This window comes from Mesorhizobium sp. M0768, assembly GCF_040320195.1.
In the GTDB taxonomy this organism is placed as follows: domain Bacteria; phylum Pseudomonadota; class Alphaproteobacteria; order Rhizobiales; family Rhizobiaceae; genus Mesorhizobium.
In genome coordinates, this window is sequence record NZ_JAMYPD010000043.1 from 12819 (window position 1) to 39450 (window position 26632).

General features: G+C 63.2%; 21 protein-coding genes and 1 pseudogene. 10 read left to right on the forward strand and 12 right to left on the reverse strand.

Annotated features, from left to right (window positions below; genetic code table 11):
- Positions 1–154: 154 nt before the first annotated feature.
- Both carB and NKI08_RS30950 read right to left on the reverse strand, forming a co-directional pair.
- A complete protein-coding gene (gene carB / locus NKI08_RS30945) occupies positions 155–3658 on the reverse strand; it encodes a carbamoyl-phosphate synthase large subunit (RefSeq protein WP_352774810.1) in 3504 nt (1167 codons plus the stop codon).
- Positions 3659–3907: 249 nt separating this feature from the next.
- The gene (locus NKI08_RS30950) at positions 3908–4798 is read right to left on the reverse strand and encodes an SH3 domain-containing protein (protein WP_352774812.1); all 891 of its coding nucleotides are present in this window, start codon (positions 4796–4798) and stop codon (positions 3908–3910) included.
- Between the two features lie 262 nt (positions 4799–5060).
- Between NKI08_RS30950 and NKI08_RS30955 the strand changes: the two genes are divergently transcribed.
- A complete protein-coding gene (locus NKI08_RS30955) occupies positions 5061–7445 on the forward strand; it encodes a DNA/RNA non-specific endonuclease (RefSeq protein ID WP_352774813.1) in 2385 nt (794 codons plus the stop codon).
- 133 nt (positions 7446–7578) lie between these two features.
- On the opposite strand, the gene NKI08_RS30960 is transcribed toward NKI08_RS30955, so the two are convergent.
- Both NKI08_RS30960 and NKI08_RS30965 read right to left on the reverse strand, forming a co-directional pair.
- The gene (locus tag NKI08_RS30960) at positions 7579–8325 is read right to left on the reverse strand and encodes a metallophosphoesterase family protein (RefSeq protein WP_352774815.1); all 747 of its coding nucleotides are present in this window, start codon (positions 8323–8325) and stop codon (positions 7579–7581) included.
- A 94-nt stretch (positions 8326–8419) separates the two neighbouring features.
- A complete protein-coding gene (locus NKI08_RS30965; RefSeq protein WP_352774817.1) occupies positions 8420–8773 on the reverse strand; it encodes an ArsR/SmtB family transcription factor in 354 nt (117 codons plus the stop codon).
- 193 nt (positions 8774–8966) lie between these two features.
- Here NKI08_RS30965 and NKI08_RS30970 point away from each other — a divergent pair, with 193 nt between their 5' ends.
- Positions 8967–10145, forward strand: a complete 1179-nt coding sequence (locus NKI08_RS30970) for an MFS transporter (protein WP_352774819.1) — start codon at positions 8967–8969, stop codon at positions 10143–10145.
- Positions 10146–10291: 146 nt separating this feature from the next.
- Complete coding sequence (locus tag NKI08_RS30975; protein ID WP_352774821.1) at positions 10292–10504, forward strand: hypothetical protein; 213 nt, start codon at positions 10292–10294, stop codon at positions 10502–10504.
- Here NKI08_RS30975 and NKI08_RS30980 read toward each other — a convergent pair.
- Positions 10479–11078: a LysE family translocator gene (locus NKI08_RS30980; RefSeq protein ID WP_352541090.1), complete on the reverse strand. Its 600-nt coding sequence runs from the start codon at positions 11076–11078 to the stop codon at positions 10479–10481. The two genes, NKI08_RS30975 and NKI08_RS30980, sit on opposite strands and share 26 nt — an antisense overlap.
- A 92-nt stretch (positions 11079–11170) precedes the next feature.
- Between NKI08_RS30980 and NKI08_RS30985 the strand changes: the two genes are divergently transcribed.
- On the forward strand, positions 11171–12040 hold the full coding sequence (locus tag NKI08_RS30985) for a LysR family transcriptional regulator (protein ID WP_352774823.1): 870 nt from the start codon (positions 11171–11173) through the stop codon (positions 12038–12040).
- A 53-nt stretch (positions 12041–12093) separates the two neighbouring features.
- On the opposite strand, the pseudogene NKI08_RS30990 reads toward NKI08_RS30985, so the two are convergent.
- A pseudogene (locus tag NKI08_RS30990) lies at positions 12094–12746 on the reverse strand (dihydrofolate reductase family protein).
- A gap of 151 nt (positions 12747–12897) precedes the next feature.
- Positions 12898–14265 (reverse strand): Nramp family divalent metal transporter, encoded by a 1368-nt coding sequence (locus NKI08_RS30995; RefSeq protein WP_352473938.1) that lies wholly within the window; start codon positions 14263–14265, stop codon positions 12898–12900.
- Between the two features lie 235 nt (positions 14266–14500).
- On the opposite strand from NKI08_RS30995, the gene mntR reads away from it, so the two are divergent.
- The 3 genes from mntR to NKI08_RS31010 all read left to right on the forward strand — a co-directional run bounded on the left by mntR (position 14501) and on the right by NKI08_RS31010 (position 17516).
- The gene (gene mntR, locus NKI08_RS31000; protein WP_023678308.1) at positions 14501–14956 is read left to right on the forward strand and encodes a manganese-binding transcriptional regulator MntR; all 456 of its coding nucleotides are present in this window, start codon (positions 14501–14503) and stop codon (positions 14954–14956) included.
- Between the two features lie 223 nt (positions 14957–15179).
- Complete coding sequence (gene ypfJ, locus NKI08_RS31005; protein ID WP_352774825.1) at positions 15180–16097, forward strand: KPN_02809 family neutral zinc metallopeptidase; 918 nt, start codon at positions 15180–15182, stop codon at positions 16095–16097.
- 150 nt (positions 16098–16247) lie between these two features.
- The gene (locus NKI08_RS31010; RefSeq protein ID WP_352774827.1) at positions 16248–17516 is read left to right on the forward strand and encodes a TCR/Tet family MFS transporter; all 1269 of its coding nucleotides are present in this window, start codon (positions 16248–16250) and stop codon (positions 17514–17516) included.
- Between the two features lie 54 nt (positions 17517–17570).
- On the opposite strand, the gene carA is transcribed toward NKI08_RS31010, so the two are convergent.
- The gene (gene carA / locus NKI08_RS31015; protein WP_084641355.1) at positions 17571–18788 is read right to left on the reverse strand and encodes a glutamine-hydrolyzing carbamoyl-phosphate synthase small subunit; all 1218 of its coding nucleotides are present in this window, start codon (positions 18786–18788) and stop codon (positions 17571–17573) included.
- Between the two features lie 355 nt (positions 18789–19143).
- Here carA and NKI08_RS31020 point away from each other — a divergent pair, with 355 nt between their 5' ends.
- Entirely contained in the window at positions 19144–19557 is a 414-nt protein-coding gene (locus tag NKI08_RS31020) for a GatB/YqeY domain-containing protein (protein ID WP_352774830.1), read from the forward strand.
- 56 nt (positions 19558–19613) lie between these two features.
- A complete protein-coding gene (locus NKI08_RS31025; protein ID WP_352774832.1) occupies positions 19614–20171 on the forward strand; it encodes a GNAT family N-acetyltransferase in 558 nt (185 codons plus the stop codon).
- A 2-nt stretch (positions 20172–20173) separates the two neighbouring features.
- Here NKI08_RS31025 and NKI08_RS31030 read toward each other — a convergent pair whose 3' ends face one another.
- From NKI08_RS31030 to NKI08_RS31040, 3 genes are all read right to left on the reverse strand, one after another.
- The gene (locus NKI08_RS31030; RefSeq protein ID WP_352774834.1) at positions 20174–21355 is read right to left on the reverse strand and encodes an MFS transporter; all 1182 of its coding nucleotides are present in this window, start codon (positions 21353–21355) and stop codon (positions 20174–20176) included.
- Positions 21356–21482: 127 nt separating this feature from the next.
- Positions 21483–21692 carry a DUF2061 domain-containing protein gene (locus tag NKI08_RS31035; protein WP_292658743.1) on the reverse strand — a complete coding sequence of 70 codons (210 nt, stop codon included), beginning with the start codon at positions 21690–21692 and terminating at the stop codon, positions 21483–21485.
- 133 nt (positions 21693–21825) lie between these two features.
- Positions 21826–23490 (reverse strand): Na/Pi cotransporter family protein, encoded by a 1665-nt coding sequence (locus tag NKI08_RS31040; RefSeq protein WP_352774836.1) that lies wholly within the window; start codon positions 23488–23490, stop codon positions 21826–21828.
- Positions 23491–23868: 378 nt separating this feature from the next.
- On the opposite strand from NKI08_RS31040, the gene NKI08_RS31045 reads away from it, so the two are divergent.
- Positions 23869–24258, forward strand: coding sequence for an RcnB family protein (locus NKI08_RS31045; protein WP_352774838.1), 390 nt, complete (start codon positions 23869–23871; stop codon positions 24256–24258).
- Between the two features lie 87 nt (positions 24259–24345).
- Here NKI08_RS31045 and NKI08_RS31050 read toward each other — a convergent pair.
- A partial coding sequence (locus tag NKI08_RS31050) for a putative Ig domain-containing protein (RefSeq protein WP_352774840.1) occupies positions 24346–26632 on the reverse strand: 2287 nt, incomplete at its 5' end.

The window sequence follows — 26632 nt, forward strand, 5'->3', positions numbered from 1 at the left end:
GTACGAGCAGCTAGAGACTTGTGGCCGCGTCAGGCTTTTGTATGGTTCATCCCTGCTTCGAAGCCGATTGAGTGAGCCGACATGAGCTGTCCAGGAACCGGGACAGCGCCCCCTCCGGCCATCTCCCCCACAAGGAGGGAGATTGGCTAATCGCCTAAGCAAAATACTCCTGCAAGGGGCGCACTTCCAGGCTCCCCGCCCGCAGCGCTGCGATCGCCTCCGCAACCGCAGCCGCCCCCGACAGCGTCGTGTAATACGGCACCTTCTGCATCAGCGTCGCGCGGCGCAGCGATTTCGAGTCCGACACCGCCTTCTGGCCGTCCGTCGTGTTGAAGACGATCTGCACCTGGCGGTTGCGGATGGCGTCTTCGATGTGCGGGCGGCCTTCCAGCACCTTGTTTATCTTTTCGGCCGCGACGCCGTTTTCGGCGAGGAAGCGGGCGGTGCCCGAGGTGGCCAGCACTTTAAAGCCCTGGCCGGCGAGGCGCTTGACCGCCGGCAATATGCCTTTCTTGTCCTCGTCGCGCACCGAGACGAACAGCGTGCCCGCGCGGGGGAGATCAACACCCGCCCCGAGCTGGCTCTTGGCGAAGGCCAGCGCGAAGTCGCGGTCGAGGCCCATGACCTCGCCGGTCGAGCGCATTTCCGGGCCGAGCAATATGTCGACGCCGGGGAAGCGGGCGAACGGGAATACCGCTTCCTTGACGGCGATGTGGCCGGGGTTGCGCGGGTCGGGCATGGCGCCGTAGTGGGCGAAGGCGTCTTCCAGGCTTTCGCCGGCCATCATGCGGGCGGCGATTTTCGCAATCGGCCGCCCAATGGTCTTGGCGACGAAGGGCACGGTGCGCGACGCGCGCGGGTTGACCTCCAGCACATAGACCGTGCCGTCCTTGATCGCGTATTGCACGTTCATCAGCCCGCCGACATTGAGCGCGCGGGCAAGTGCTGCCGTCTGGCGCTCCAGCTCGTCGACGAGTTCCGATGGCAACGAGTGCACCGGCAGCGAGCAGGCCGAGTCGCCCGAATGGATGCCGGCCTCCTCGATGTGCTCCAATATGCCGGAGACGTAGGTCGACCTGCCGTCGCAGAGGCAATCGACATCGACCTCGATGGCGCCTGAGAGATAGGTGTCGAACAGCAGCGGGTTCTTGCCGAGCAGCGTGTTGATCTGGCCGGTCTTGTCGTTGGGATATTTCTGCTTGATGTCCTCCGGCACCAGGCCGGGCACGGTTTCGAGCAGATAGGATTGCAGCATGCTCTCGTCGTGGATGATCTGCATGGCGCGGCCGCCGAGCACATAGGACGGGCGCACCACCAACGGGAAGCCGAGCTCGCCGGCGACGAGGCGGGCCTGCTCGACCGAATAGGCAATGCCGTTCTTCGGCTGGCTGAGGCCAAGCTTGTGCAGCAGCTTCTGGAAGCGGTCGCGGTCCTCGGCCAGATCGATCATGTCGGGCGAGGTGCCGAGGATCGCGATGCCGGCCTTCTCCAGCGCATCCGCCAGCTTCAGCGGCGTCTGGCCGCCGAACTGGACGATGACGCCGACCAGTTCGCCCGACGCCTGCTCGGCGCGCAGGATCTCCAGCACGTCCTCCGGCGTCAGCGGCTCGAAATAGAGCCGGTCCGAGGTGTCGTAGTCGGTCGAGACGGTCTCGGGGTTGCAGTTGATCATGATCGCCTCGAAGCCGGCGTCGCGCAGCGCAAAAGCGGCATGGCAGCAGCAATAGTCGAACTCGATGCCCTGGCCGATGCGGTTGGGGCCGCCGCCGAGGATGACCACCTTCTTGCGCGACGAGACCTGCGCCTCGTTGGCGAGCGCGCCGGCAAACGGCACCTCATAGGTCGAATACATGTAGGCGGTGGGCGAGGCGAATTCGGCGGCGCAGGTGTCGATACGCTTGTAGACGGGATGAACGTCGAGCTTGTCGCGTATCTTCTGGATCTCTTCGACATCCTTCCTGGCCAGGGAGGCGAGGCGGGCGTCCGAAAAACCCATCGCCTTCAGCATGCGCAGATTGGCGGCGTCCTCGGGAATTCCGTGCTCGCGGATGCGGGCTTCCATGTCGAGAATGCCGGCGATCTGTTCGAGGAACCACGGGTCGATCTTGCACATCGCGTGCACGTCTTCGAGCGAAGTGCCCATGCGGATCGCCTGCGCCACCATGCGCAGCCGGTCCGGCGTCGGCGTGCCCAAGGCGGCGCGGATGGCGTTGCGGTCGTCGACGTGGCTGGCAGCTGTCGTCCCATGGCCGATGCCGGGGATCTCGATTTCGTCCAGACCGGTCAGGCCGGTCTCCAGCCCGCGCAGCGCCTTCTGCAGCGATTCCTGGAAGGTGCGGCCGATGGCCATGACCTCGCCGACCGACTTCATCGATGTGGTCAGCACCGGCTCGGCGCCGGGAAACTTCTCGAAGGCAAAGCGCGGGATTTTGGTCACGACATAATCGATGCTCGGCTCGAACGAGGCCGGCGTCGCGCCGCCGGTGATGTCGTTCTCCAGCTCGTCCAGCGTGTAGCCGACGGCGAGCTTGGCGGCGATCTTGGCGATCGGGAAGCCTGTCGCCTTGGAGGCCAGCGCCGACGAACGCGAGACGCGCGGGTTCATCTCGATCACCACCAGGCGGCCGTCGGCCGGGTTGACGGCGAACTGGACGTTGGAGCCGCCGGTCTCGACGCCGATCTCGCGCAGCACCGCGATCGAGGCGTTGCGCATCATCTGGTACTCTTTGTCGGTCAGCGTCAGCGCCGGGGCGACGGTGATCGAGTCGCCGGTATGCACGCCCATCGGGTCGATGTTCTCGATCGAGCAGATGATGATGCAATTGTCGGCTTTGTCGCGGACAACCTCCATCTCATACTCCTTCCAGCCGAGCACGCTCTCCTCGATCAGCACTTCGGTGGTCGGCGAGGCATCGAGGCCGGACTGGACGATCTCGAAGAATTCGGCGCGGTTGTAGGCGATGCCACCGCCGGTGCCGCCCATGGTGAAGGACGGGCGGATGATGGCGGGCAGGCCGACATGGTCGAGCGCTTGTGCTGCAATCGCCATGGCATGGCTGATATAGCGCTGCTTGCGGTCGCCCTCACCGAGGTTCCAGCGCGTTTCCAGAGCATCGAGCGCGGCGTCGAGATTTTCGGGCTTTTCCGCCTTCAGCGCGGAGCGCTCGGCCTCGTGCGTCTTGCGGTCGGCATTCTTGACGTCGGTGGCGTTGGCCAGCATCGACTTCGGCGTTTCCAGGCCGATCTTGTTCATCGCCTCGCGAAACAGCGCGCGGTCCTCGGCCTTGTCTATTGCCGTCGCGTCGGCGCCGATCATCTCGACCTGATAGCGGTCGAGCACGCCCATGCGGCGCAGCGACAAAGCCGTGTTGAGCGCGGTCTGGCCGCCCATGGTAGGCAGCAGCGCGTCCGGCCGCTCCTTGGCGATGATCTTGGCCACCACTTCGGGCGTGATCGGCTCGATGTACGTGGCGTCGGCCAGTTCCGGATCGGTCATGATGGTGGCCGGATTGGAATTGACCAGGATGACGCGAAAACCCTCTTCCTTCAGCGCCTTGCAGGCCTGGGTGCCGGAATAGTCGAATTCGCAGGCCTGACCGATGACGATGGGGCCGGCCCCGATGATCAGGATCGACTTGATGTCGGTGCGTCTTGGCATGTCGAGGGTCCGTTTCGGCGGGCGGCTTGCACAAAAAGCCGGACGGGATGACCCGGCCGGTTGTGCTCGCGATTCTGGTATCAGGCTAGGAGGGCCTTATAGGGAAGAGTTTTGCCGGATGTAACCCCCTAAAATGCGGGTAGGGCGGTAGGGCAGTAGGGCAGTAGGGCAGTAGGGCAGTAGGGCAGTAGGGCAGTAGGGCAGTAGGGCAGTAGGGCAGAGGTTCGAGCGCCCTTTAAACATACTGCCCTACTGCCCTACTGCCTTATTCCCCTTATCACTATCCCCCAGCGCCAACTGGTCCGTAATCTCGAAGCGTTCGGAAACGCCGACGCGGATCATGTTCAGGCTGCCTTCGCGGGTGAAGCGGAATTCGCCGGGTGCGTCCGCACCGGCCGGCTTGCCGGCCTTGAAGCTGATGATGCGCGTGCCGCCATCGGGCCAGGTCACGGTCACGTCGGTCTTGTCGCCGGTGCGCACCACGCCTGCCTTGCAGCTGGTCATCGGCTGGCCGAGATAGCGCGCACAGGGGATGGCGTTGCCGGCACCGGGTACCGGTGTCCCCGGCGGCTGAAGCCGCGCAACGGTCTGTGCGTCGGCCGGGGGCGCCGCGTTGGCCGCGCCGAAATTCTGGACGGGACCCACTGCCGCGGGCGGCGATCCATCAACCTGTCCAGTCGTGGGGTTTCCACCGGCCAGGGCCAGGCGGTAAGCATCCTCGATCGCCACCCTGCCGATCGCGTCAGCGGAATTCAGCGGCGTTTCGGGAGCGGTCGCGCCGAGGCGCGTTGTCAGGTCGGGCAGCGGCTGAGGCGCAGGGTTCTCCGCACTGGCCGCCACCTGCGGTGTCACTTGCCGGGGATTGATAGGGTCGAGGTAGCGTGCGGGCGCCCATCCGCTCATCTTCGGGTCATCAATGTCTTCAACCTTGCACCATTTGTAGCCGCTGACGTCGCCGCAGCCGAGATTTTTCACGCTCGAACCACTCGGCAGCCGCGCCTCGATCTTGCCCATGGCCGACGCCGTGGCGCGCACGTTCAGGAGATCATCCGGAGCAAGACCCGTCACAATCGAGATGATGGGCTCCGGCTCCTGGCCGTTAGCCGGCAACTCCGCCAGCATCAGCGGAGCGGCAACCATCGCAAGCAGCGTGGTCGGGAGTGTTACTGTGCGCCTAATCATCTGCCATGGCGGTAGGTTCAATTGCCGAAGGCGCGGCCAGGCACGAAAGCGCCATCGCACGCCAGCCGGTTTTTATAGGCGACGAGGCGGCGCTGTGTAAGCCCGAAAAGGTGCCGCGTGTTGAATCGCGACCAGGCCGCTTCCGTGAACTAACAGCCGGCAAAATATTGCACATTTCATGTAAATATGCACTCTCTCAAGTAAGGTTGAGGAGGGCAATATGGTCGACCTTGAAATATTTGCGCAGGTGGAAAACATAGTTCGCCAGCGTATCAAGAAAACGCGCGCCGAGATTGAGGCTTCACTTGGTCACATCGCCAACGGCAATCCGCTGGCCGCCGAACAGACCCTCTCCAGGCGGCTCGACAGGTTGCAGGTAAAGGCGTCGCTCAGCCGCACCGAAGCGGAGATGATATCGGCAGCGATCGACATGAGGTCTGCCGGGGAAAGAAAGGCCGCCGCCAAGCAGCCGGGGCCGGAGGCAATTCTCGGCCCAACGCTCGATTTCATTGGGGTCGCATTCCTCGAGCGTGGGCGCCGTGCTGCCGATGCGGTTGGCCGCGTTGCCTTTCTCAACGGCAATCCGCAAGGATCGGGTTTTCTCGTCGGGCCAAGGTTGTTCCTCACAAACAACCATGTGATTTCGTCGCCGGCGGATTCCCGGCGCTTCCAGGTCCAGTTCGATTATGAGCAGGACGGTGCGAATGCCGTGCGTACGCCGACGACGTTCCTGTTCGATCCTGAATCCTGTTTCGTGAGCGATAGCATAGAGGGTCTGGACTATACGCTGATCGGAGTCGGCGAGCGGCGTTCCGGCCCAAAGGAACTGGGGGAGTTCGGTTTTATCTCGCTGTCGGATGCGCGCGACAAGCATATGCTCGGCGAAATCGCCAACATCGTTCAGCATCCCGATGGCCGCTTCAAGGAACTGGTGTTGCGTGAAAACCGGCTGGTGGCCCGCGACGAAACGGTGCAAGTGCTGCACTATGTCGCCGACACCGAACAGGGTTCGTCCGGCTCCCCGGTCTTCAACAATGAATGGGAACCTATCGCCCTGCACCATTGGGCCGGCCCGTTCCACGAGGTGACGGGCATAGGTGGCTATGCGCTTGCGCGCGAGATCAACGAAGGCATACGGATCAGCGCCATCGTTGACGATCTGGGCGCTAGAAAGTCCAAGCTGCCGGGCTCCTCGGCATCGGCGGTTTCGCAAGCTCTGGCGATTTGGGCCGGCATGCCGCGCATGATGGACGAGACAGTTCGGCTGAACGCCGATATTCGCGAAGATGTGCCGGACAGGCCGGTGCAGCGGCCGGAACCGGATCGCAATCCGCCGGCGACGAGACACAATGCCGATGGCTCGGTCACCTGGACTTTTCCCGTCGAGATAAATGTCCGGGCGCCGCTGATCGACCGCGACGGAGGCGATGCGAGACGAAACGACGGCAAAGGCCCGGCAAGCGAACCCGGGAAGGTGGCCATCGCCGAGGCCGCGGGTTGGAAAACAGAGGATTTCGACGATCGTGGAGGGTATGAGCCCGGCTTCATACCGGGCTTTGTCCTGGCAATGCCGACGGTTGCCAATTCACCCTACCGGTTGGCCAAAAACCTTCTTGCCAAACCGGGAGAGGACCCACACGAATTGCGCTACCATCATTTTTCGATCTTGATGAACGCCGATCGCAGGCTTGCCTTCGTCACCGCCTGCAATATCGATGGATCCCGCACCAAGGCGGTCAATCGTGAGGACAAGACGGTCATCGACGACCCGTCGCTTATCGAATTGGGGGTGGAGTCGATTTCCGGTTCGGAAGCCAGCGATGCTTTCCGGCCGGATCGGCGTATCGACCTTGGCGAGCAGATGACCCAGGAATTCTATTCGAGCCAGAACGTGCCTGGATTTCCCGTCGCAAAATCCAAGGAACGAATCGCTCGAATGTTCCAGAAGGGCCATATTACACTTCGCGGCGACCCCGCATGGGGCGTCGATCAGGAGGCGGTCGCGGCAGAACGCGACACGTTCTTTTATACCAATGCTGCGCCGCAAGTCGGCTTCTTCAATCAAGGAAGCTCGCTTAACCATCCCGGCTCCAAAGGGAAGTTGAGATGGCGCGCGGTAGAAACCTATGTGCTGCGCAACGCCTATACGATGCGAGGCCGTGTCACGGTGTTTGCCGGGCCAGTGTTCGGCGAGGACGATCCTCCTTACCGCTTCGAAAGCCATGTTCCGCTGAAGTTCTGGAAGATCGCGCTGTGGTCCGATCAAGCTGGCCTGCGCGCCATCGCGCTGCTGGCGGACCAGAAGCCGGTTTTGGAAGTGATGCCCGAAGCGTTCGGCGAGCGTGCCGAGGCATTCGATGACCCGCTTGAAATTGCCAGGGTATCGGAGTTCCTTTCGACGGTGGCCGAGATTGAAGAGCTGACCGGCCTGAACTTTGGCCAGCAGGTGCGCGACGCCGACATTCGGGCCGGTTCCGAATCCGCCCCAGCACAGACGTTCAACCCAACGCAACTGGCGCCCAAGACGTCACGGCCAAAGGCTTCGGTGACCAAGACTTCGACGTCCAAGACTTCGGCGGCCAGCGCCCGACGTCCTGCCAAGTGATCGAAGCGATCGGCGTCTGACGACTGAAGATTGGACCGGTCGCGACTTCTGCCGCTCGAAGGCGGTCATCCGTTCAGCTAGGCATGAGCAAGCTCAGCCTGGGATGAGCAAGCTCAGCCTGGGATGAGCAAGCTCAGCCCGGCATGAAGCCGGTGCGCAGCGCGTGAGCCCATTCGGGCCGTCCCGCCTGCTCGGCCTGGCGCGCCGCCGCCTCATGGTCATAGTCGACGGCGATGGCTTCGAAACGATCGGGATGCAGTTCGACGATGCCGTAGCGGGCGTGCGGCGAACCCTGTTCGGAGACATGCGCCGGCGGCGTATCATCGTGATAGGCCGGGCAGCCGATGCTGCCCGGGTTGAAGATGACCGGACCGCCGGGAATGCGGACCAGCTCGCTGCGGTGGCTGTGGCCGCAAAGCATGATGCGGCAGGCGGGATCGATCGCGCCGAGGCGCCGCTCGATGGCGACCAGCGGCGCGCGCACCAGCCGGCCGTCGACGATCGCGTCAGTCAAGTATTTTTCGTCGTGGTCGGGCCGGGCGTGGAAGGCGAGTATGCCTGGCGCCACCTCCAGCGTGACGGGCAGCGCAAATAGCGCCTCGCGTTGGCCCGCGGTCAGCCGTTCTTGCGCGTAGCGGTCGGACGGCCACATGGTCTCGTCGGCGGTGTCGCGGGCAACGCGGCGGTCGTGGTTGCCGCGCACCGTCGGCAGGTCGAGCGTCTCGAGCCGCTCCATGGTCTCGCGCGGCCAGAGCGGGCCGGAAACGCAATCGCCGAGATTGACGATGAGGTCGGCGCCGCCGCGCTGCCGCAGATCATCGAGCACGGCGTCGAGCGCCAGGACATTTCCGTGGATGTCGGCGAGGACGGCAATGCGCATGGCAGGCTCCGTTAATTGGAATGGCTGGAGGGCGGGTGAAACTACTTTGCCCGCCTCGCGAGGCGGGCGAGAGCGGAACCCAGCTTCGGGTCGTTCAGGCGCGGACTTCGATCTCGTGGCCGCCGACCGCCGGCAGCGATGCGTCGCCGGCCGCGGCAATAACACTGTCGAGCAGGCCCGGGAAGCGGCGGTCGAGATCGTCACGGCGCAGCGTGATCAGCCGGCTGGTTCCAACCGCCTCGGTGCGGGTGACGCCGGCCTCACGCAACTTGGCCAAATGGTAGCTCAGATTGGTCTTCGAGCAGAGATCGAGGAACCGGCTGCAATTCAGCGGCACGCCCTCTTTGCTGGCGAGATAGCGCACGATGGCCAGTCGCGTCGGGTCGCCGAGCACGGCAAGCACGTTCGGCAGGATGATCTGGTCGGCGGTGGGATGGGGCAAGGTCATGCCCAGGAATTAAGCACATTCGGAGCCGATTTCAACGCATCTCCTCTCGTGGCCAATGGACACATAGTTTCGTCCCGTCGCCCGGTCCTGACACCGGGCTGTCAGGATGGTTCGGCTATTTTGCAGCGGCTTTATTGACATCATGCCCTGTTATGTCCAATTGTTCAATAACCTTTGAACTAAGGAAATTGCCATGGATAAGCGCCTAATCTGGCTTGCGCTCGGATCGTTCACGATTTCGACCGAAGGTTTCGTCATCTCCAGCCTTTTGCCCGACATTGCAAAGGATGCCGCCATCTCCGTTCCGCTCGCCGGCACGCTGATCACCGCGTTTGCGCTCGCCTATGCGATCGGCACGCCGATCCTGGCAACGCTGACCGGCGAATGGGACCGGCGCCGCGTCATCCTGTGGACGCTGGTGTTCTTCGTGTTGGGCAACGTCGCCGCGGCGCTAAGCTCCTCCTTCGAATTGCTGTTGATCGCGCGCATCGTCATGGCGCTGTCGTCAGGCTTGTTCGCGGCGACCGCACAGGGAACGGCCGTTGCGCTTGTCGACGATCATCACCGCGCCCGCGCCATTGCCGTGGTCGTCGGCGGCACTACGGTTGCGGTCGCGGTCGGAGCACCGCTCGGCGCGCTCGTTGCAACGGTTGCCGGCTGGCGCGGCACCTTCTTTGCCATCGCCGGCCTCGGTGCGCTCGCCGGCGCGATCCTGTGCTACCGGCTGCCGCGCGGCATCGTCGGCACCAGGCTGCCGCTCCGGATGCGGCTTGCAGCGGCACTTCGCCCCGGCGTCATGCCTATCCTGGTGACGACGATCCTGGCGCTGATCGGCGCCTTCACCGTCTTTGCCTTTGTCGCGCCGCTGGCGATCGAAGGCGGCGGACTGAACCCGATCGCGCTTCCCGGAATGCTGCTCGCCTTTGGCGTTGGCGCGGTCATTGGCAATATCGGCGGCGGTCAGGCCGCCGACCGTTTCGGCGCGACGCGCACCGTCTGCTGGTCGCTGGCGCTGAGTGCCGCCATGCTGGTCACGTTTTCGCTGATCCCGATGTTCCTGCCGCGCGAGATCGCCGGGCCGGCGCTCATGGCCATGATGGTGCCGTGGGGCATCGTCGGCTGGGCGTTCCCGCCGGCGCAGGCCAGCCGCATCATCAAGCTGGCGCCCGATGCCGCGCCCATCGTGCTATCGCTGAACGCTTCGGCGCTCTATCTCGGCGTGGCACTGGGTGCCGTGGTCGGCGCCGCTGTGCTGCGCTATGGCGCACCGGCCGACCTCGGCGTGGTCGCGGCGGCGTTCCCGATCATCGGTCTGGGCGTGGTGTTGGCGGGCCATCTGGCGGCGCGTCCGGTAGCGATGCCGGCCGAATGAGGCTGTCAGTGGAGCTTGGCTGCCGGCCGCCGATAATTCAACTCGCGGCCGGCGGTACGTCAAAATCGAGCGCGGCGATTTCGTCCAGCGCCGAATTCTGGGAAGTTGCCGGAAGCGACCTCGCCGACGTTCCGCAAGAAATCGTCATGACCGCCGACGATCTGGTCGATGCAGCGCTGGTTGGCCTGGCAAAGGGTGAAGCATTCACGGCACCGGGTCTTGCCGATATTGCCGGGGGGGTGCCTTTCTTCGCGTCCGCAAGGCTTCGTCGGCAGTCTTCTGGCGGGCAAGCCGGCGGCGCGTTACGCTGCCTGACATGGCTAAAGACTGATCTTACGCTGTCCGCCACATCGGGATGATCGAGGCGGCCAGCAGCAGGCCAAGCACGGCGTTGAGCATGCGCCACTGCCGCTCGGTTCGCAGCAACCCGGCGAGCAGCGTGCCCGCCACGCACCATGCTGCCAGCGATAGGGCCGCTGCAAGGCCGAAGACCGTGCCGAGCAGCAAGGCGAGCTGCAGCGGCCCGTTGGCGAGCCCGGCAAAGGATGCCGCCGCTCCCAGCCCCATGGCCCAGCCCTTTGGGTTCATCCATTGCAGGCCGGCGCCGCCCAAAAAGCTGTTCGGCTTTGCCATGGCCACGTCCAGATTGGGCGGACCGCTGCGGCCGATCTTGAGGGAAAGCCACGTCAGATAGAGGGTACCGGCCATTTTCATTGCCAGTTGCAGCGAAGGAGCGGCGGCCAGCAGACCGGCGAGCCCGGCAGCACCTGCCGCAGCCACCGTGGCCAGGCCGGCCGCACTCCCGGCCATCAGCGGGATAGAGCGGCGAAAGCCGAACTGCGCGCCGGACGCCGTCGACAAGGTCGTGGCCATGCCGGGCGTTGAGGTTGAGACCAGCGCGAACAGGACGAGGGGAAGGACAGGTTCAAACATGCTGCTTCCTTTGAAGCCTGCACGGTAGGCTGTTTGGCTCATCAGTAAATGCAATGTTTGCTATGACATGCATTAGCAAATATAATAGCCGGATGCTCCGCAACCTCGATACTGCCCTGGTTCGAACCTTCGTCACCGTTGCCGACAAGGCCAGCATGACGGCGGCGGCCAACGCGCTGCATTTGACGCAAGGTGCCGTCAGCCAGCAGATCAAGCGTTTGGAAGAGGTTCTCGGCTGCAGCCTGTTCGATCGCGATCGGCGTGGATTGCGGCTGACCCGCTCCGGCGAGCAGTTATTCGGCAAGGGCAAGCGCCTGCTTTCCCTCAATGACGAGATCCTGGCGGAGATGGCGGGCGATGCAGTTGCCGGTCAGGTGCGGCTTGGCGTGCCGTACGACCTTGTCGGCACCTTGCTTGCGCCGGTGCTGAAGGCCTATGCCGAAGCCTATCCGCAGGTCGAGATCTCGCTTGTCTGTGCTTCGTCGCCGGAGCTGGCCGCAGCCTTGGCGACCGGCACGATAGAGCTCGCGGTGATCGAGGAGCCGATCGGTCGGTCGGCCGGCGAATGCCTTGTTGTCGACCGGCTGGTCTGGGTCGGCGCCAAAGGCGGCGCCGCCCGCAGCAAACGCCCCTTGCCGGTTTCGATGGTCGCCGAGACCTGTGCGTTCCGCCCGGTGGTGCTGGAGGTGCTTAACGAGCATGGGCTGGAATGGCGCACCGTATTCGAAAACGGCAGCATCGACGCGACGACGGCGACAGTGCGTTCGGACTTGGCCGTCACCACCTGGTTGGCGTCGACCGTGCCTGTCGACCTCGACATTTTGGCCAACGATCCGGAGCTGCCGTCATTGCCGAATTTTTCGATCAATCTGCATTTGCCGAAGCACGCCGTCGCGCCGGCTGCACTGGCATTCGCGGGCCACCTCCGCGATGGGTTGGCAGGGCGACGAGAGGCGGCTTAAAAACAGCAAAAAGGACGGCCAGTGTTCAGCCGTCCTTGATCGCCCCGCGGCATCTACTTCCAGTTCTTGCGCCGCTCGATCTCGGCTTCGGACGGCTGCTCCGTGGCAAATGACCCGGTCTTGATCTCGCCGGAGCGTTCATAGCTCGCCATGAGGACGCCGGTGGTCGATGCCTGCGAACGGGTCAGCTTGAAGGCGGCAGGTATCGTGCCGATGCCGAACAGTTTTTTGCCCTTGCCCAGCACCAGCGGGAAGATCAGCAAGCTGATCTCGTCGATCAGGTCATTGGCGAGCAAGGTCTGGATCAGCTCGCTCGATCCCTGAATGAGCAGGTCGGGCCGTCCTCCTGCTTCATCCGGCGCAACGTCGCCACGACATCGCTGCCGAGCGGCTGGCTGTTTTGCCAGGACAGCGAATCCGGCCTGTGCGTCGCCACATATTTGGTGACGGCGTTGAAGATGTCGGCGATCGGATCATTTTTCTGATAAGGCCAGTGGGCGGCGAAGATGTCGTAAGTCTTGCGGCCGAGAAGCAGCGCGAACGGTTTTGAAAACGTCTCGCCCATCGCGGCGCCCATCACATCGTCCCAGTAGTGAAACGTCCAGCCGCCGAATTCGAAGCCGCCGACAGGGTCCTCTTGCGGGCCGCCGGGCGCCTGCATGACGCCGTCGAGGCTGACGAATGTTGCGGCGATGATCTTCCTCATTGGAGCTCCCTTTCCCTGGTCCGTGCCGTCATGGCCGGAGTTCGAGCCAAGGACGGGCGAACGGACATTTGTCCGACAGCGGCCGGCAAATTTCTAGGACCGGGGGCAGGTGACTGCCGACCTTATCGTCTCAGCTTGGAGCCGAGAACGCTCAGCCCAAGCCAACGACCGTATCGTAGAGCAGCTTGAAGTTGAGCACCAGGATGAGCGCGGCAACCACCCAGGCCAGCACGGCAACAGCGCGGGAAATGGCAAAATTGCCCATCTTGCGCTTGTCCGAGACGAACTGCACCAGCGGTACGACAGCGAAGGGGAGCTGCATCGACAGGATTACCTGGCTGAAGACCAGCAACTGACCGGTTCCCTTCTCGCCATAGAGCGCGGTGACCACCACCACCGGAATGATGGCGATGCCGCGCGTCAGCAGGCGGCGCGCCCATTGCGGGATGCGCAGCCGCAAGAACCCTTCCATCACGATCTGGCCGGCGAGCGTCGCCGTCACCGTCGAGTTCAGGCCGGAGGCGAGCAGCGCTACGGCAAACAGGATGGAAGCGATGCCGAGGCCAAGCAGCGGCGACAGAAGCTCGAAGGCCTGGCCGATCTCGGCAACGTCATGATGACCGGTGCCGTGGAACGCCACCGCCGACACGATCAGGATGGAAGCATTGACGAACAACGCCAGTATCAGCGCGATGGTCGAGTCGGTCGTCGCCCATTTGATGGCGTCGCGCTTGCCGCGATCGGTGCGCTCATAGGCGCGGGTCTGCACGATCGAGGAATGCAGATAGAGATTGTGCGGCATCACCGTGGCGCCGATGATGCCGATGGCGATGTAGAGCATGGCCGGATTGGTGACGATCTCGGACGACGGCACGAACATCGCATGCAGGATGGAGCCGACCGGCGGGGCGGCGGCAAAGATCTGGATGGCGAAGCAGCCGAAGATGATAATCAAAAGCGCTATGATGAAGGCCTCGAGGAAACGGAAGCCCTTGTTCATCAGCAACAGCAGCAGGAAGGCATCAAGCGCGGTGATGATGGCGCCGCCTATCAGCGGAATGCCGAACAGCAGTTGCAAGGCGATCGCTGTGCCAATGACCTCGGCCAGGTCGCAGGCGATGATGGCCAGTTCGCAAGCGACCCATAGCATGAAATTGACCGGTCGCGGATAATAGGCGCGGCACGCCTGCGCAAGGTCGCGGCCGGTGGCGATGCCGAGCCGGGCGGCGAGTGCCTGCAGCAGGATCGCCATCAGGTTCGACAACATGATGATGAAAAGCAGCGTGTAGCCGAATTGGGCCCCGCCGGCGAGGTCGGTCGCCCAATTGCCCGGATCCATATAGCCGACCGAAACCATGTAGCCCGGCCCCATGAAGGCGAACAGCCGGCGAAGCCAGATCCCCGAGTGCGGCACCGCGATCGTTGCGTTGACTTCGCGAAGGCTGGGCTGCTCGTCGTCCTCCGGGCGGGCAAATCGCCACATGGACCGGGGGGCTGAGGTGGCTTCGGCTTCCGACATGAAATGGCTTTCCACTGGAACGATCGATGTTGTCTCCTTATCTATGCCACGGCTGAACATTATGCAATATGCTATATTTCATTGTCTGAGCTTTTTCTTGTGGCCGCTTGGCGTGCGGCCTGAACGGCAGTGAACGGCGGTTGCGCCGGCCACCGAATGGAAATAAACGGCCAGAACCAATAGGGTTCCGTGTTATGACCGCAATGTCGATTCAAACTGCCGGGAGGAGCGCGTATTGGCGCTGAAGAAAAGACCGGTTCCTCGCGAAAAGCCGCTGCCTGACGCAGAAATCCACTCGGAAGGCTTCAGGCAGACGCGTGAAGCGCGCCGCAGCGCGCTGGTCGAGGATTATGTCGAGCTCATCGCCGACCTGATCGAGGATGGCAACGAGGCGCGCCAGGTCGATATCGCGGCACGGCTCGGCGTCGCTCAGCCGACGGTCGCGAAAATGCTGACGCGGCTGTGCGCCGACGGGCTGGTCTCCCGGAAGCCTTATCGCGGCGTGTTCCTGACCGATGCCGGCCGCAAGGTTGCGGAAGAGAGCCGCATTCGCCACCAGACGGTCGAGGCCTTCCTGCGCTCGCTCGGGGTCAGCGCCGAGACGGCGCGCATCGACGCCGAGGGCATCGAGCATCATGTCAGCGCCGAGACGCTCGAAGCCTTTCGCAAGGCAATAATCGCCGCCCGCTGAAAAGCACGGCCAGCGTATCTCTTCGCGCGACTCGCTTCCCACGAGCAGGGTGAACGGCACAGACCTTGCGATGTCTCGGCCAGAGCAGGCAAGCGTCAGCAAGCATTGCTTGTTCGCACGAAAAATACTGTGACTTGGCGTAACCGTTGAGATAATTGTTGTCGTGTCCGATCGAACCGGGACACGGCCCGATCGGCCGGAAAATTGCATCACGGGGGTTGCCATGCTCTGGAAGGGCCGTCGTCAGAGTGACAATGTCGAGGACGAGCGCGGCCAGAGCGGCGGGCTTGGCGGCGGGCCGGGGCAGTTTCGCATCCCGATCGGCGGTCGCGCCGGCAGCGGCGGCATGTCAGGCATTATCATCGTAGGGTTGATTTTCCTGGCAGGGTGGTATTTCGGCTTCGACCCGAGTCAGATCCTCGATAACAGCGGCTTGCAGCCCGGCGGCGGCCAGATCACTGACAATAGCGGCGAGCAAGGCGGCGGCACCGGTGCGCCGGCATCCGACGAGATGAAGCAGTTCGTGTCGACCGTGCTGGCCGAGACCGAGGATACCTGGACTGGTATTTTCCGGTCCGAGGGCCTGACCTATCAAGATCCAAAACTGGTCCTGTTCAGCGGCCAGATTCGCTCCGCCTGCGGTTCTGCCTCGTCAGCGGCCGGACCATTCTACTGTCCCAACGATCGCAAGGTCTATCTCGACACCACCTTCTTCCAGCAACTCGATCAGCAGTTCGGTGCCTCAGGCGATTTCGCACAGGCCTATGTGATTGCGCATGAGGTCGGCCATCACGTGCAGAACCTGGTCGGCATCCTGCCCAAATTCAACCAGATGCGGCAGAGCATCGGCGAAGCGGACGCCAACCACATGTCGGTGCAGGTCGAGCTCCAGGCCGACTGCTTTGCCGGCATTTGGGCACATTTCACCGGCCAGAAGGGCATTTTGGAGCAGGGCGACATGGCGGAGGCACTGAACGCCGCCAAGCAGATCGGCGACGACACGCTGCAGAAGAAGATGCAGGGCTACGTCGTGCCGGAGAGCTTCAACCACGGAACGTCGCAGCAGCGGCAGACCTGGCTCGCGCGAGGCTTCCAGAACGGCAAGCTTTCGGACTGCGACACGTTCAACAACCCGATCTGAGCCGACGGTTTTCTCGTAATCCGAGAGACTGGATCGCAGTCAGGGGATGTCAGGATGAAAACACTCTGCCCGTTCCCTCATTGTTCCCAACGATGTGCTCGCCTATAAGGTGTGTTCCCGTTAGCTCGGGCGGCCTGAGGAGATACCATCATGATAGACCCCAAAACCGCCAGGCGGGGCCTTGCGCTTGTTTTCACCACCCTGCTGCTCGACATCATCGGCTTCGGCATCATTATGCCGGTGCTGCCGGCCTATCTCAGGGAATTGACCGGCGTCGGCATCAGCGAGGCGGCTATCGAGGGCGGTTGGCTGTTCTTCGTCTATGCCGCGATGCAGTTCGTTTTCGCACCAGTGATGGGCGGGTTGAGCGACCGGTTCGGGCGGCGGCCAATCCTGCTTGCCTCGGTGCTGACGTTCGCTATCGACAATCTGATCTGCGCTATCGCCTGGTCCTATCCGATGCTGTTCATCGGCCGCGTGCTGGCCGGCATTTCCGGCGCCAGTTATTCCACGACATCGGCGTTCATTGCCGATATCTCGACCGACGAAAATCGTGCGAAGAATTTCGGGCTGCTCGGCATTGCTTTCGGTGTCGGCTTCGTCATCGGGCCGGTTCTGGGCGGGTTGCTCGGTACGTTCGGGCCGCGTGTGCCGTTCTATTTCGCTGCCGGGCTTGCTTTCGCAAACTTTCTGATCGCGCTGTTTCTGTTGCCGGAAACACTTGATAACAAGCACCGTCGCCGCTTCGAGTGGAAACGCGCGAACCCGGTCGGCACGCTCGTCCAGATGCGCAACTACGAAGGTATCGGCTGGATCGGACTTGTCTTCTTTCTGATGACGCTGGGGCACATGATGTATCCTGCGGTCTGGTCGTTCGTCTCCAGTTATCGCTATGGCTGGAGCGAACAACAGATCGGCTTCTCGCTCGGCGCTTTCGGCCTGTGCGGGGCGATCGTCATGGCGACAGTCCTGCCGCGCGTGATCCCTAAGCTCGGCGAGTGGAAGACGGCGGTAATCGGTCTGGCATTTACCGCACTCAGCGCCTTCGGCTACGCCTTCGCGTCACAAGGCTGGATGATCTATGCAGTGATCGTCGTCGGATGTCTCGAGGCGTTGGCCGACCCGCCGCTCAGAAGCCTGGCGGCCGCCAAGGTGCCACCTTCCGCCCAGGGCGAACTCCAAGGCGCGATGACCTCGATCTTCTCGATCACCTCGATCATCACACCGCTGCTTTATACGGCGATCTTTTCCTGGTTCACGGGCCCGAACGCGCCCGTGGTTTTCGGCGGTGCCCCCTATCTGCTCGGCGCGATTTTCCTCACGCTGGCGCTCGTCGTCTTCGTCACCAGGGTGGCCAAGCCGACGCCGAAGGAAGTCAAACTCATGCACGCGCAGGAAGCGGTGACAGACGGGGCTTGATCGGCGCCGGGAGCGCGGCCGGCGCCGTCAATCAAATCCGTTTTTACGCATGCGCTAAACACGCTCGGCCAGTGCCGGCTCGCCGCGCTTTTCGCGGATGAGATTGACGAACCGGCGAAACAGATAGTGCGAATCCTGCGGGCCGGGCGAGGCTTCGGGATGATGCTGGACCGAGAAGACTGGCCTGCCGGTGAGCGCAATGCCGCAATTCGAACCGTCGAACAGCGAGACATGGGTTTCCTCGACGCCGCTCGGCAAGGAGTCGGCGTCGACGGCAAAGCCATGGTTCATCGAGACGATTTCGACCTTGCCGGTGGTGTGATCCTTGACGGGATGATTGGCGCCGTGGTGGCCCTGATGCATTTTTGCGGTCTTGCCGCCCAGCGCCAGCGCCAGCATCTGGTGGCCGAGGCAGATGCCGAAAAGCGGGATTTCGGTCTTCAACAGATCCTGGATGACCGGAACGGCGTAGTCGCCGGTGGCTTCCGGATCGCCAGGGCCGTTGGATAGAAAAATGCCGTCGGGCCGCATCGCCAGGATCTCCTCGGCGCCGGTTTTTGCCGGCACCACAGTGACCTTGGCGCCGAGGCCGGCCAGCAGGCGCAATATGTTGCGCTTGACGCCGTAGTCGACGGCAACGACGTGCATCGACGGATCAGCCTGTTCGCCAAAGCCCTCGTTCCAGACCCAGGGCGTCTCGCGCCAGACCGAGGACTGGCCGGAGGTCACCTCCTTGGCGAGATCAAGCCCGATAAGCCCTGACCATGCGGCGGCGCGGCGCTTGAGGTCATCGACATCGAAGATACCGTCGGGCGCGTGCGCGATGACGGCATTGGGCATGCCCTTTTCGCGGATCAGCGCGGTCAGCGCCCGCGTGTCGATGCCTGAAAGTGCGACGATGCCGCGCTTCTTCAGCCACTGGTCGAGACCGGTTCCGGCCCGGTAATTCGACGGGTTGGTGACATCAGCCTTGAACACGGCGCCGACGGCGCCGGCGCGGGCCAGCGGGTTGAGGTCCTCGATGTCTTCGTCATTGGTGCCGATATTGCCGATATGCGGAAAGGTGAAAGTGACGATCTGGCCGGCATAGGATGGGTCGGTGAGTATCTCCTGGTAGCCGGTCAGCGCGGTGTTGAAGCAGACCTCGGCGACGGCGGAGCCGGTGGCGCCCAGACCGCGGCCCTCTATGACAGTGCCGTCGGCCAGCACCAGCAGGGCTGTCGGCCTCTCGCTGGCCCAAGGGGGGGTCGACGCGGCTGTCATCGTTGCCATGGCGGCACTCCTAAAGGTTGCGCCCTCAGTCGGCGCAACAAAAGGCGCGAAGCGGCGATCTCACAGCCTCGGCGCGCTAAGTTTTCATTTGTGCCTGTCGTTGCCCAAAACCGCTACGCATTTTTGGGCGACGTGCACTAGAATTCAATTCATGCAAGGCCCAGTACATAGGGGAAGGCGCCAAGGCGGTCAATGATTCCAGGAAGTGCGAGCCCGGATTTATTTCGTCGAACAATATCAGGGATTTGGCGGTAGTTTCGCATTTGCCTTGGGCTTTCGGCACGGCTATTGTCCGCCGCATTCGAAGGAGAAAGCACCATGCGAGGCAAAGTCGCCGAATCCCCTGAAGAGCGCGATGAAGTCGCAGGACAAGCGCCGGCTGCCGACATTGCGGCTGATCCAGGCGGCCATTCACGACCGCGACATCGCCAATCGTGGCGCCGGTAAGGAGCCGGCGAGCGATGACGAGATCCTGCAGATACTGGCCAAGATGGTGAAGCAGCGCGAAGAATCGGCCAAGGCGTTCGATGACGGCAAGCGGCCGGAGCTTGCAGCGCAGGAGCGCGACGAGATGGCCATCATCCGCGACTTCCTGCCGACGCAGCTGGGCCAGGCCGAGACGGAAAGCGCCGTCCGTTCCGCCATCGCCGAGACTGGTGCCAGCGGCGTCAAGGACATGGGCAAGGTGATGGCGGCGCTCAAGGAAAAATACGCCGGCCAGATGGATTTCTCCAAGGCGAGCGGCATCGTCAAGAGCCTGCTGCAGTAAGCCGCCGAAGGCCCTTGCCGTCGCGCCCGCAATCCGGCAGCCAAAAGCTCGCGCCCGTGATCGAACTCGTCAAACCGGCGTTTGAACACCTGCCGTCCTACAAGGCGGCCCTCGAGCGCGGCTGGTCGCCGGACAATGTGCGGCTGCTCGACGCGACGCGCGAGCAGCTTGCGGCTATCGAAAAGGATCCAGCGACTTTCCTTGGCGATCTCGACGATTCCGATGGCAAGGGACCGCCGATCACCTTGCCCGACGGTTCGACGGTGCCGCGGCTGCCCGGATTCCGGCGCTGGATCTGGGACGGGGAAGTCGCAGGCTCAATCGGCGTGCGCTGGCAGCACGGCACCGCGTCGCTGCCGTCGCATGTGCTCGGCCACATCGGCTATGCGGTGGTGCCGTGGAAACGGGGACGCGGCCATGCGACCGAGGCGCTGCGGCTGATGCCGGTGGAGGCGAGGGCGGTTGGCCTGCCCTTCGTCGAAATCACCTGCAAGCCTCACAATGTGCCCTCGCAGAAGGTCGTTCTGGCCAATGGCGGCCGGCTCGTCGGGCGTTTCTTCGAGGACGCCGCCTATGGCGGCGCGGAAAGCCTGCGCTACCGGATCGATCTGTAGCCCTATTCGGCGGCAGCCGGCAGCGGCGGCGCAGCCCGGCTTCGCCATTCCCAGACATGCGAGGCAAGCGCAACCGCGACGGCGACCAGCATGGCGATCGCGCCAACCACCGGCAGGCTGCGATAGCCATAGCCGGCATTGAGCATCGCCGCGCCGAGCGATGCGGCGAGCGCGATGCCGACATTGAAGCCCGACGGGATGAGCGACGAGGCAAGGTTGGAGGCGTCCGCGGTCCAGGTCAGGATGCGGGTCTGGATCGGCGTGCCGATGGCAAAGTTGAGGCCGCCCCAGACGAAGATCGCTATCACCATCGGCAGCGGGTAAGGGCCGACAGCGTAGATCAAGGCGAGCATTGCCGCCTGTAGGAAAAGCATGGCGATAAGCGACGGCATCAGCTTCCAGTCGGCGAGCCGCCCGCCGACAAAGACGCCGATCGTTGCGCCGACCCCGTTGAGCAAGAGCACCCAAGGTATCCATTTCTCGTCGAGGCCGGTGACCTCAAGCAGCGTCGGCGTGATGTAGGTGAACAGGCCGAACTGGCCGATCATCAGCATCAGCATAATAATGAGCGAGGTCCAGACCTGCTGGCGTGCGAGCACACGGACCTCGCTTCCAAGGCTCGCCGACGGGCTCGACGATCCCGTCTTGCGCGGCAGCAGGGCGCCGACTGCCGTGAAGGCCACCACACCGAGCGCGCACATCACCCAGAATGTCGCACGCCATCCCCAGATGTTGCCGATTGCCGTGCCGGCCGGAACGCCGATTACGTTCGATACGGTGAGGCCGGACAGGATCAGCGCCACCGCCATGCCGCGCTGGTCTTCGCGCACGAGGCCGACGGCCACCACCATGGCAACGCCGAAATAGGCGCCATGCGCGACGGCCACCGCTATCCGCAACAGCAGCATCGAGGCGAAGTCGGGCGCCAGCGCACAGGCGGCCTGGCCGATGGTGAAGGCTGCAGTCAGTCCAAGCAGCAGGGCCTTGCGGGAGAAGCTTTTGGTGGCGAGCGCCAGCAGCGGGCCGCCGACTGCAATGCCGCCGGCATAGCCGGAAACGAGATAGCCGGCGGTCGGGATCGCGACACCAAGGCCCTCCGCCACCTGCGGCAGCACGCCGGCGATGACGAATTCGGTAGTGCCGATGGCGAAGGCGGCAATGAACAGGGCAATGAGGGGGAGCATGGCGGAAAGGCGATCCTCAGATAAGGTCGCCTCAAACCACGGATGAGGGCAGCGGGCAATCCAGAAATTGTCGACGCCGCTTTAGCTTTTCTTGATCGCCGGTCAGGCGTTCGCGCGGAGGCAAGAGCTAGGCGGCTGCCTTCCTCCCGTAAGGAATTTTCAGCCACGCACGTTCGTGAAGGTAGTAGAGCAGCGACTTGGTGACGACCTCGGTCAGGCCGATGGCAGCGGCGAGCTTGATGCTTCCGGTCACGACGAGCGAAATGATCATCGTGTCGATGGTGCCGGTGATGCGCCAGGAAAGCGCTTTGGCGAAGCTGCGAGAATGGGTGTCCATCGACTTTCCTTCCGGTAGATGCGGCGATCTTTAGCCGACAGACAGGAGGTGGCGCAAAGATAATTTCTGCGCATTGGCCCACAGCAATTTTTCATAGGCGATGTTCTGAAGCTTCCCGGCCTGTGGATGCAATCTATCCGGCCTTCAGCCGCGAACCGGTGAGCAGGCCACGCTCCTCAAGAACGGGATAGGCCATCGAGGCGAGCAGCGAGTTGATCTGCTTGAGGTCGCGAATCGTGTCGAGGTGGATGGAACTGGTCTCGACACTCTTGGCGGTGCCGTCGCGCAGCCGCACGAAATGGCTCTGGCTGGTTTCCTTCTCGCGGTCGCGCAGCCGGTCCTTTTCCAGCACCAACTGGCGAGCGGTCTCCGGATCGCGGGACACCAGCACGTTGAAGGCAAGCCTGGCATTGGCAAGCACCAAGGCATGGAAGGCGCAAAGCTCACGCCAGCCTTCCGGCGTGAACTCCAGCCCACGCTCGAATTTCTTCTTCACGTGGACCAGCATATTGCGCACGATGATGTCGCCGACCTGCTCCAGCTTGACGCAGGCGCCGATCAGCTCCTGGCAACGCAGCGCCTCGTCCTCGCTCAGCGGGTTCTTGGTGACCCTGGCCAGATAGAGCTTGATCGCAGCGTGCTTCCTGTCGACACGGTCGTCGAGTGCGGCCAACGCGCCGATCTTGTCGGCATCGGCGCTCTCATAGAGCTCGATGATCCGTTTCAGCATGATCTCGACCGTTTCGCAGACCCGCACCACCTCGCGGGTGGCGTTGGCCAATGCCTGGCTCGGCACGTCGAGCGCACTTTCGTTGAGCGCCGAAAGCTCGACGACGTCGAGCGCGTTGGCGGCCTGGGGCTTGGTGCCCAACGCCACGATCCTTTCCGAGGCGCGATAGACCAGGCGCGCCAGCGGTAGGCCGGCGATCAGGATCAGGATGTTGAAGACAATGTGGGCATTGACGATCTGCTCGGGCACCGTGCTGCCCAAGACGGCGACCGGCGGTTTGAACGTCAGGAACAGGATCAGCATGATCAGCGAACCCATGCCGCGCATCAGGAGATTGCCGATCGGCACGATACGAACGCCGGGTTCTGCGTTGCGGGTTAGAAGCGGCGCGATGATCGAAGAGCCGAGATTGACACCCAGCACCAGCACGATACCGAGTTCGGGCGGGATGAAGCCGCGGCCGGCCAGCGTCACCATCAGCAGCACCGCGGCGATCGAGGAATGGAACAGCCAGGTGATCACCGCCGCCAGAAGATAGGCGGTGACCGGATCGCCGGAGAAGTAATCGACGATGAGCGGCATCAGCGTGCTCTGGCGCAGCGGCTCCGACGCCTGGCCGATCATCTCCAGCGACAGAAGCAGCAGGCCGATGCCGACCAGGATGCGGCCGAACTGGCGCCAGTCGCGCCGCTCGGTGGCCATGAACATGACGGTGCCGGCGACCAGGCAGATCGGCACCAGCAGCGACAGATCGAAGGTGAGCAGCTTGACCACCAGTGCCGAGCCGATCTCGGCGCCGCGCACCGCAAGCTGGCCCGACATGCCGCTGACAATACCGGAGCCGGCGAACGAGCCGACCAGCAAGGTGACGGCGGTCGAGCTTTGCAGCGCGACAGCCAGGCCGCAGCCGGCCAGAACCGCCATGAACGGATTGCGCATTGTAGCGCGCAGTTTGTGGCGCAGCACATCGCCATAGGCGCGCTCGACGCCGGTCTTCACCAGACGGGTGGCAAACAGCATCAGTGCGACCGCACCGGCCAGGTGCAGCAAGACGACCGAGCCACTCATGCCAGGCCCCGCAACGCGACAGGTGCCAGCGACGCGGCCGCGGTGAAGTCAAAGAGGCAAAAGTGGGCGCGAATCGTGGACATTGCAGAGGTTGATATTACTCCGATTTATTTTAGCCGAATAATAAATTTTGCCCGCTTCGGACGTGTGTTGCCACGCGACGGGGCGTGTCGGAAATGGATGGCTGACAAAATGGTTGCATAGCCTGCGGAGTTGCGGCGGGTCATGCGTCCATTCTCGGGCGCCCGCTTTAAAGGTAGCGCTGAATTAGTCGTTCTAAATGTAAGAAATCATTACGAAAACGTAATCTCGGTGTTCAGTTTCGGTTCATCCTTCCGGCTCTATTCCGTAGGCAGCGACAACCAAGGAGTACCCGCCATGAAACGCATCGTTCTTTCCGCCACTGCCTTCTCGATGCTGGCTGCAACCACCTGGCAGGGCCAGGCCGCACCTCTGAACACACCAAACGCGCCGCAGTCGAACTACAGCCAGGTCGACTGGCAGAAGCCTGGCAGGCATGTCGACGTGAACAAGCATGTCGACGTGAACAAGCGCGTCCTAGTGAAGAAGAAGATCGTTGTGAAGCGCAGCCATTGGCGCAACGGCCAGAGATATTCCAGCTGGAAGCGTCACCAGCCGATCCGCGACTATCGCCACTATGGCCTGCGCCGTCCGGGTCCCGGGCAGGAATGGATCCGGGTTGGCAATGACTATCTGCTGGTCAGCGTTCTTTCCGGCTTGATCTTCGGCGCCATCGCCACGCAGTGACCGCGGAACGTCTGACCGGCACGGCGCTGGTCAATGAAAGAGAGGCGGCCCGCCAAGGCCGCCTCTTTTCATTGGTCCATCTTGATCCTAATTCAGCGCGGCCGAAAGTTTCACGGTTCCGCTGAAATACTTCGCCGAATCGGAGCCGATGCCGCCATAGCTGGTGGAGAGGCCGAGACGCATGCCGCCCGGCATGCGGGTATCGACGCCGGCTCCGACGCGGCCATGGAAATTGTCGGCGCCGCTTTCGGTCGCTGTGTCGCTTATGTCGAAGACGCCGTCGAGCCGCAGGTTAAAGTCGAGGGTAACGTCGTCATCCGTGACATGGCGATAGGAAACGCCGGGGCCGAAGGCGATCTGGCCGAGGCCGGCGGTGACGGAGGGAATGGGGACGTTCAGGCCGTCGACATAGGCTCCCGATTTTTCCTCGAAATAGGAGAAGCGCGCCCGCGGCGAGAAGGTCCAGGCGTCATATTGCCATTCCCCTTGCAGCGTGGCGCTGACCATCCAACGGCTGGCGTCGAAGCCGTCGGTGTAGGTATCCATGGGGCTGACGCTGTTCGAGGATGTTCCAGCTCCGGCGAGCAAATCGAAATACAGATTGTCCGTCAGCCGAGCGGTCAAATAAGGCCCGGCGATCCAGCCGGTGCCCTCGGCGGTTCCGCCGCCGCTGCCGGTGAAGCCGTCGGTACGATCGATCTGGACGAAGGCGCCAACAAGCAGATTGCGGCTGACCAGATAGTCGGCGCCGAAGGTTGCGAGGGCGAATTTGCCGTCTTGGTCATTGATGTCGAAGCGGCTGTAAGTGCCTTCGAACCAGATGTCGAACAGGCTGTTGGCATCTTCCCCGCCAAGCCGCCGCATGGAGGCAAGGCTTGCGCTGACATTGACCGAGTTGGTGTCGGCCATGCCGGGCAGGTACGCGAGCAGGGTGGCCACTGGGCTGCCGCCGCCGGCGACGCCGTCGAGCCGGTCGATGCGGCGCTGGATGTCGGGCTGGTTCTCCAGGATGAGGCTGGCGCGTGTCTCCATGAATTCCTTGATGAGCGCCGTGGTATTTTCGCGTGAATTGGTGCTGGCGAACGTGCAGACGACGCTTTCGCCGGGCGCCATGTTGATCACAGCCGTGCGGTTCGCCACATTGCCGACGGAATCGCCATCGTTGCAACTGATCGAGGTCAAGGCGAAGCCGGCGGCGGTCATGTCGGCGGCGGTGATGCTGTAGGAGCCGGTCGGCAGCGAAACGGCCGGTCCGTCGCCGGAGCCGCTGCTAGTGGTGATGGTGAAGTTGAGGCCGGGCGCCGGCGAGGAGAAGCCGAAGGAGCCGTCGCCGCTGTCGGTGGTCTGGCGGATGGTGATGGAGCCTAGGGCGTGGACTTCCTGGGCGAGCGCGCTGGAGGTGCTTGTCGCGTTGTTCGCGTCGCCATTGTAGGTCGCGACGACCTGACGGGTGCCGACCGGGAGGGCGGACGTCGTCAGGGCGGCGGTACCGCCGGCGAGCGCGACCGTAGCAGCGGGCGAGCCGTCGACACTGAAGGTGACCGTTCCGGCCGGCGGCGGGTTGCCGGGAGCCGAAACCGTTGCCGTGAAAGTGACCTGATCGCCCTGATTGGAAGGGTTGAGGCTGGAAACGACCAAGGTGGTGGTGCCGAGCTTGTCGATGGTCACCGAATAGGCCTTGGAACCGGATTTCCCATTCTGATCGGTTGCAACTGCGGTGAAGTCGAATGTGCCGGTATTGGTCGGGGTACCGGAGAGCAGACCGGTCGCGTCGAAGCTGATGCCCGACGGGAGGGTTCCGGACGTCAGCGCGAAAGTGTAAGGCACCGCGCCGCCGCTGGCCGCAAGCTGTTGCGAATAGGCCTGGTTGTATACGGGGTTTGGCAAGGATGCCGGCGTCAGCTCGACGGTCGGCTCGGCAATGATCAGCGTGTAGGATTTCGAACCGATGAAACCGTTTGCGTCGGTTGCCGCCACGACCAGGTTGAACCTGCCGGTATTAGTCGGGATTCCGGAGAGCAGACCGGCCGCGTCGAAGCTGATGCCCGACGGGAGGGTTCCGGACGTCAGCGCGAAAGTGTAGGGCGTCATACCGCCGCTGGCCGTCAGCTGCTGCGAATAGGCCTGGTTGTAGACCGGACTGGGCAATGACGGCGGCGAGACCGTGATCACGGGCGGTGTAAAGGTGACCGTGTTGTCGGTGCTGGTCGAGGCTTCGTTCGCATCGACGGCGGCATTGGTTGCCACGCCGGCCGGTATTGTGGCCACGACGGACCCTGAACCCGTCATGCCGCTGACCGCGACGCTGAAAGTGCTGCCGGAGCCGGTGACGACAGCGATGGTGGCGCCGGCGGTGCCGGAAAGCACAACGTCG

Coding starts and splice junctions, on each gene's coding strand:
- NKI08_RS30995 (WP_352473938.1), bottom strand. CDS start 14,265: ATGTCGGAAGCCGAAGCCACCTCAGCCCCCCGGTCCATGTGGCGATTT.
- NKI08_RS30985 (WP_352774823.1), top strand. CDS start 11,171: ATGCTCCGCAACCTCGATACTGCCCTGGTTCGAACCTTCGTCACCGTT.
- NKI08_RS31010 (WP_352774827.1), top strand. CDS start 16,248: ATGATAGACCCCAAAACCGCCAGGCGGGGCCTTGCGCTTGTTTTCACC.
- ypfJ (WP_352774825.1), top strand. CDS start 15,180: ATGCTCTGGAAGGGCCGTCGTCAGAGTGACAATGTCGAGGACGAGCGC.
- NKI08_RS30955 (WP_352774813.1), top strand. CDS start 5,061: ATGGTCGACCTTGAAATATTTGCGCAGGTGGAAAACATAGTTCGCCAG.
- NKI08_RS30970 (WP_352774819.1), top strand. CDS start 8,967: ATGGATAAGCGCCTAATCTGGCTTGCGCTCGGATCGTTCACGATTTCG.
- NKI08_RS30980 (WP_352541090.1), bottom strand. CDS start 11,078: ATGTTTGAACCTGTCCTTCCCCTCGTCCTGTTCGCGCTGGTCTCAACC.
- NKI08_RS30965 (WP_352774817.1), bottom strand. CDS start 8,773: ATGACCTTGCCCCATCCCACCGCCGACCAGATCATCCTGCCGAACGTG.
- NKI08_RS31040 (WP_352774836.1), bottom strand. CDS start 23,490: ATGAGTGGCTCGGTCGTCTTGCTGCACCTGGCCGGTGCGGTCGCACTG.
- NKI08_RS31030 (WP_352774834.1), bottom strand. CDS start 21,355: ATGCTCCCCCTCATTGCCCTGTTCATTGCCGCCTTCGCCATCGGCACT.
- NKI08_RS31045 (WP_352774838.1), top strand. CDS start 23,869: ATGAAACGCATCGTTCTTTCCGCCACTGCCTTCTCGATGCTGGCTGCA.
- NKI08_RS30950 (WP_352774812.1), bottom strand. CDS start 4,798: ATGGTTGCCGCTCCGCTGATGCTGGCGGAGTTGCCGGCTAACGGCCAG.
- carB (WP_352774810.1), bottom strand. CDS start 3,658: ATGCCAAGACGCACCGACATCAAGTCGATCCTGATCATCGGGGCCGGC.
- NKI08_RS30960 (WP_352774815.1), bottom strand. CDS start 8,325: ATGCGCATTGCCGTCCTCGCCGACATCCACGGAAATGTCCTGGCGCTC.
- carA (WP_084641355.1), bottom strand. CDS start 18,788: ATGGCAACGATGACAGCCGCGTCGACCCCCCCTTGGGCCAGCGAGAGG.
- NKI08_RS31020 (WP_352774830.1), top strand. CDS start 19,144: ATGAAGTCGCAGGACAAGCGCCGGCTGCCGACATTGCGGCTGATCCAG.
- NKI08_RS31035 (WP_292658743.1), bottom strand. CDS start 21,692: ATGGACACCCATTCTCGCAGCTTCGCCAAAGCGCTTTCCTGGCGCATC.
- NKI08_RS30975 (WP_352774821.1), top strand. CDS start 10,292: ATGACCGCCGACGATCTGGTCGATGCAGCGCTGGTTGGCCTGGCAAAG.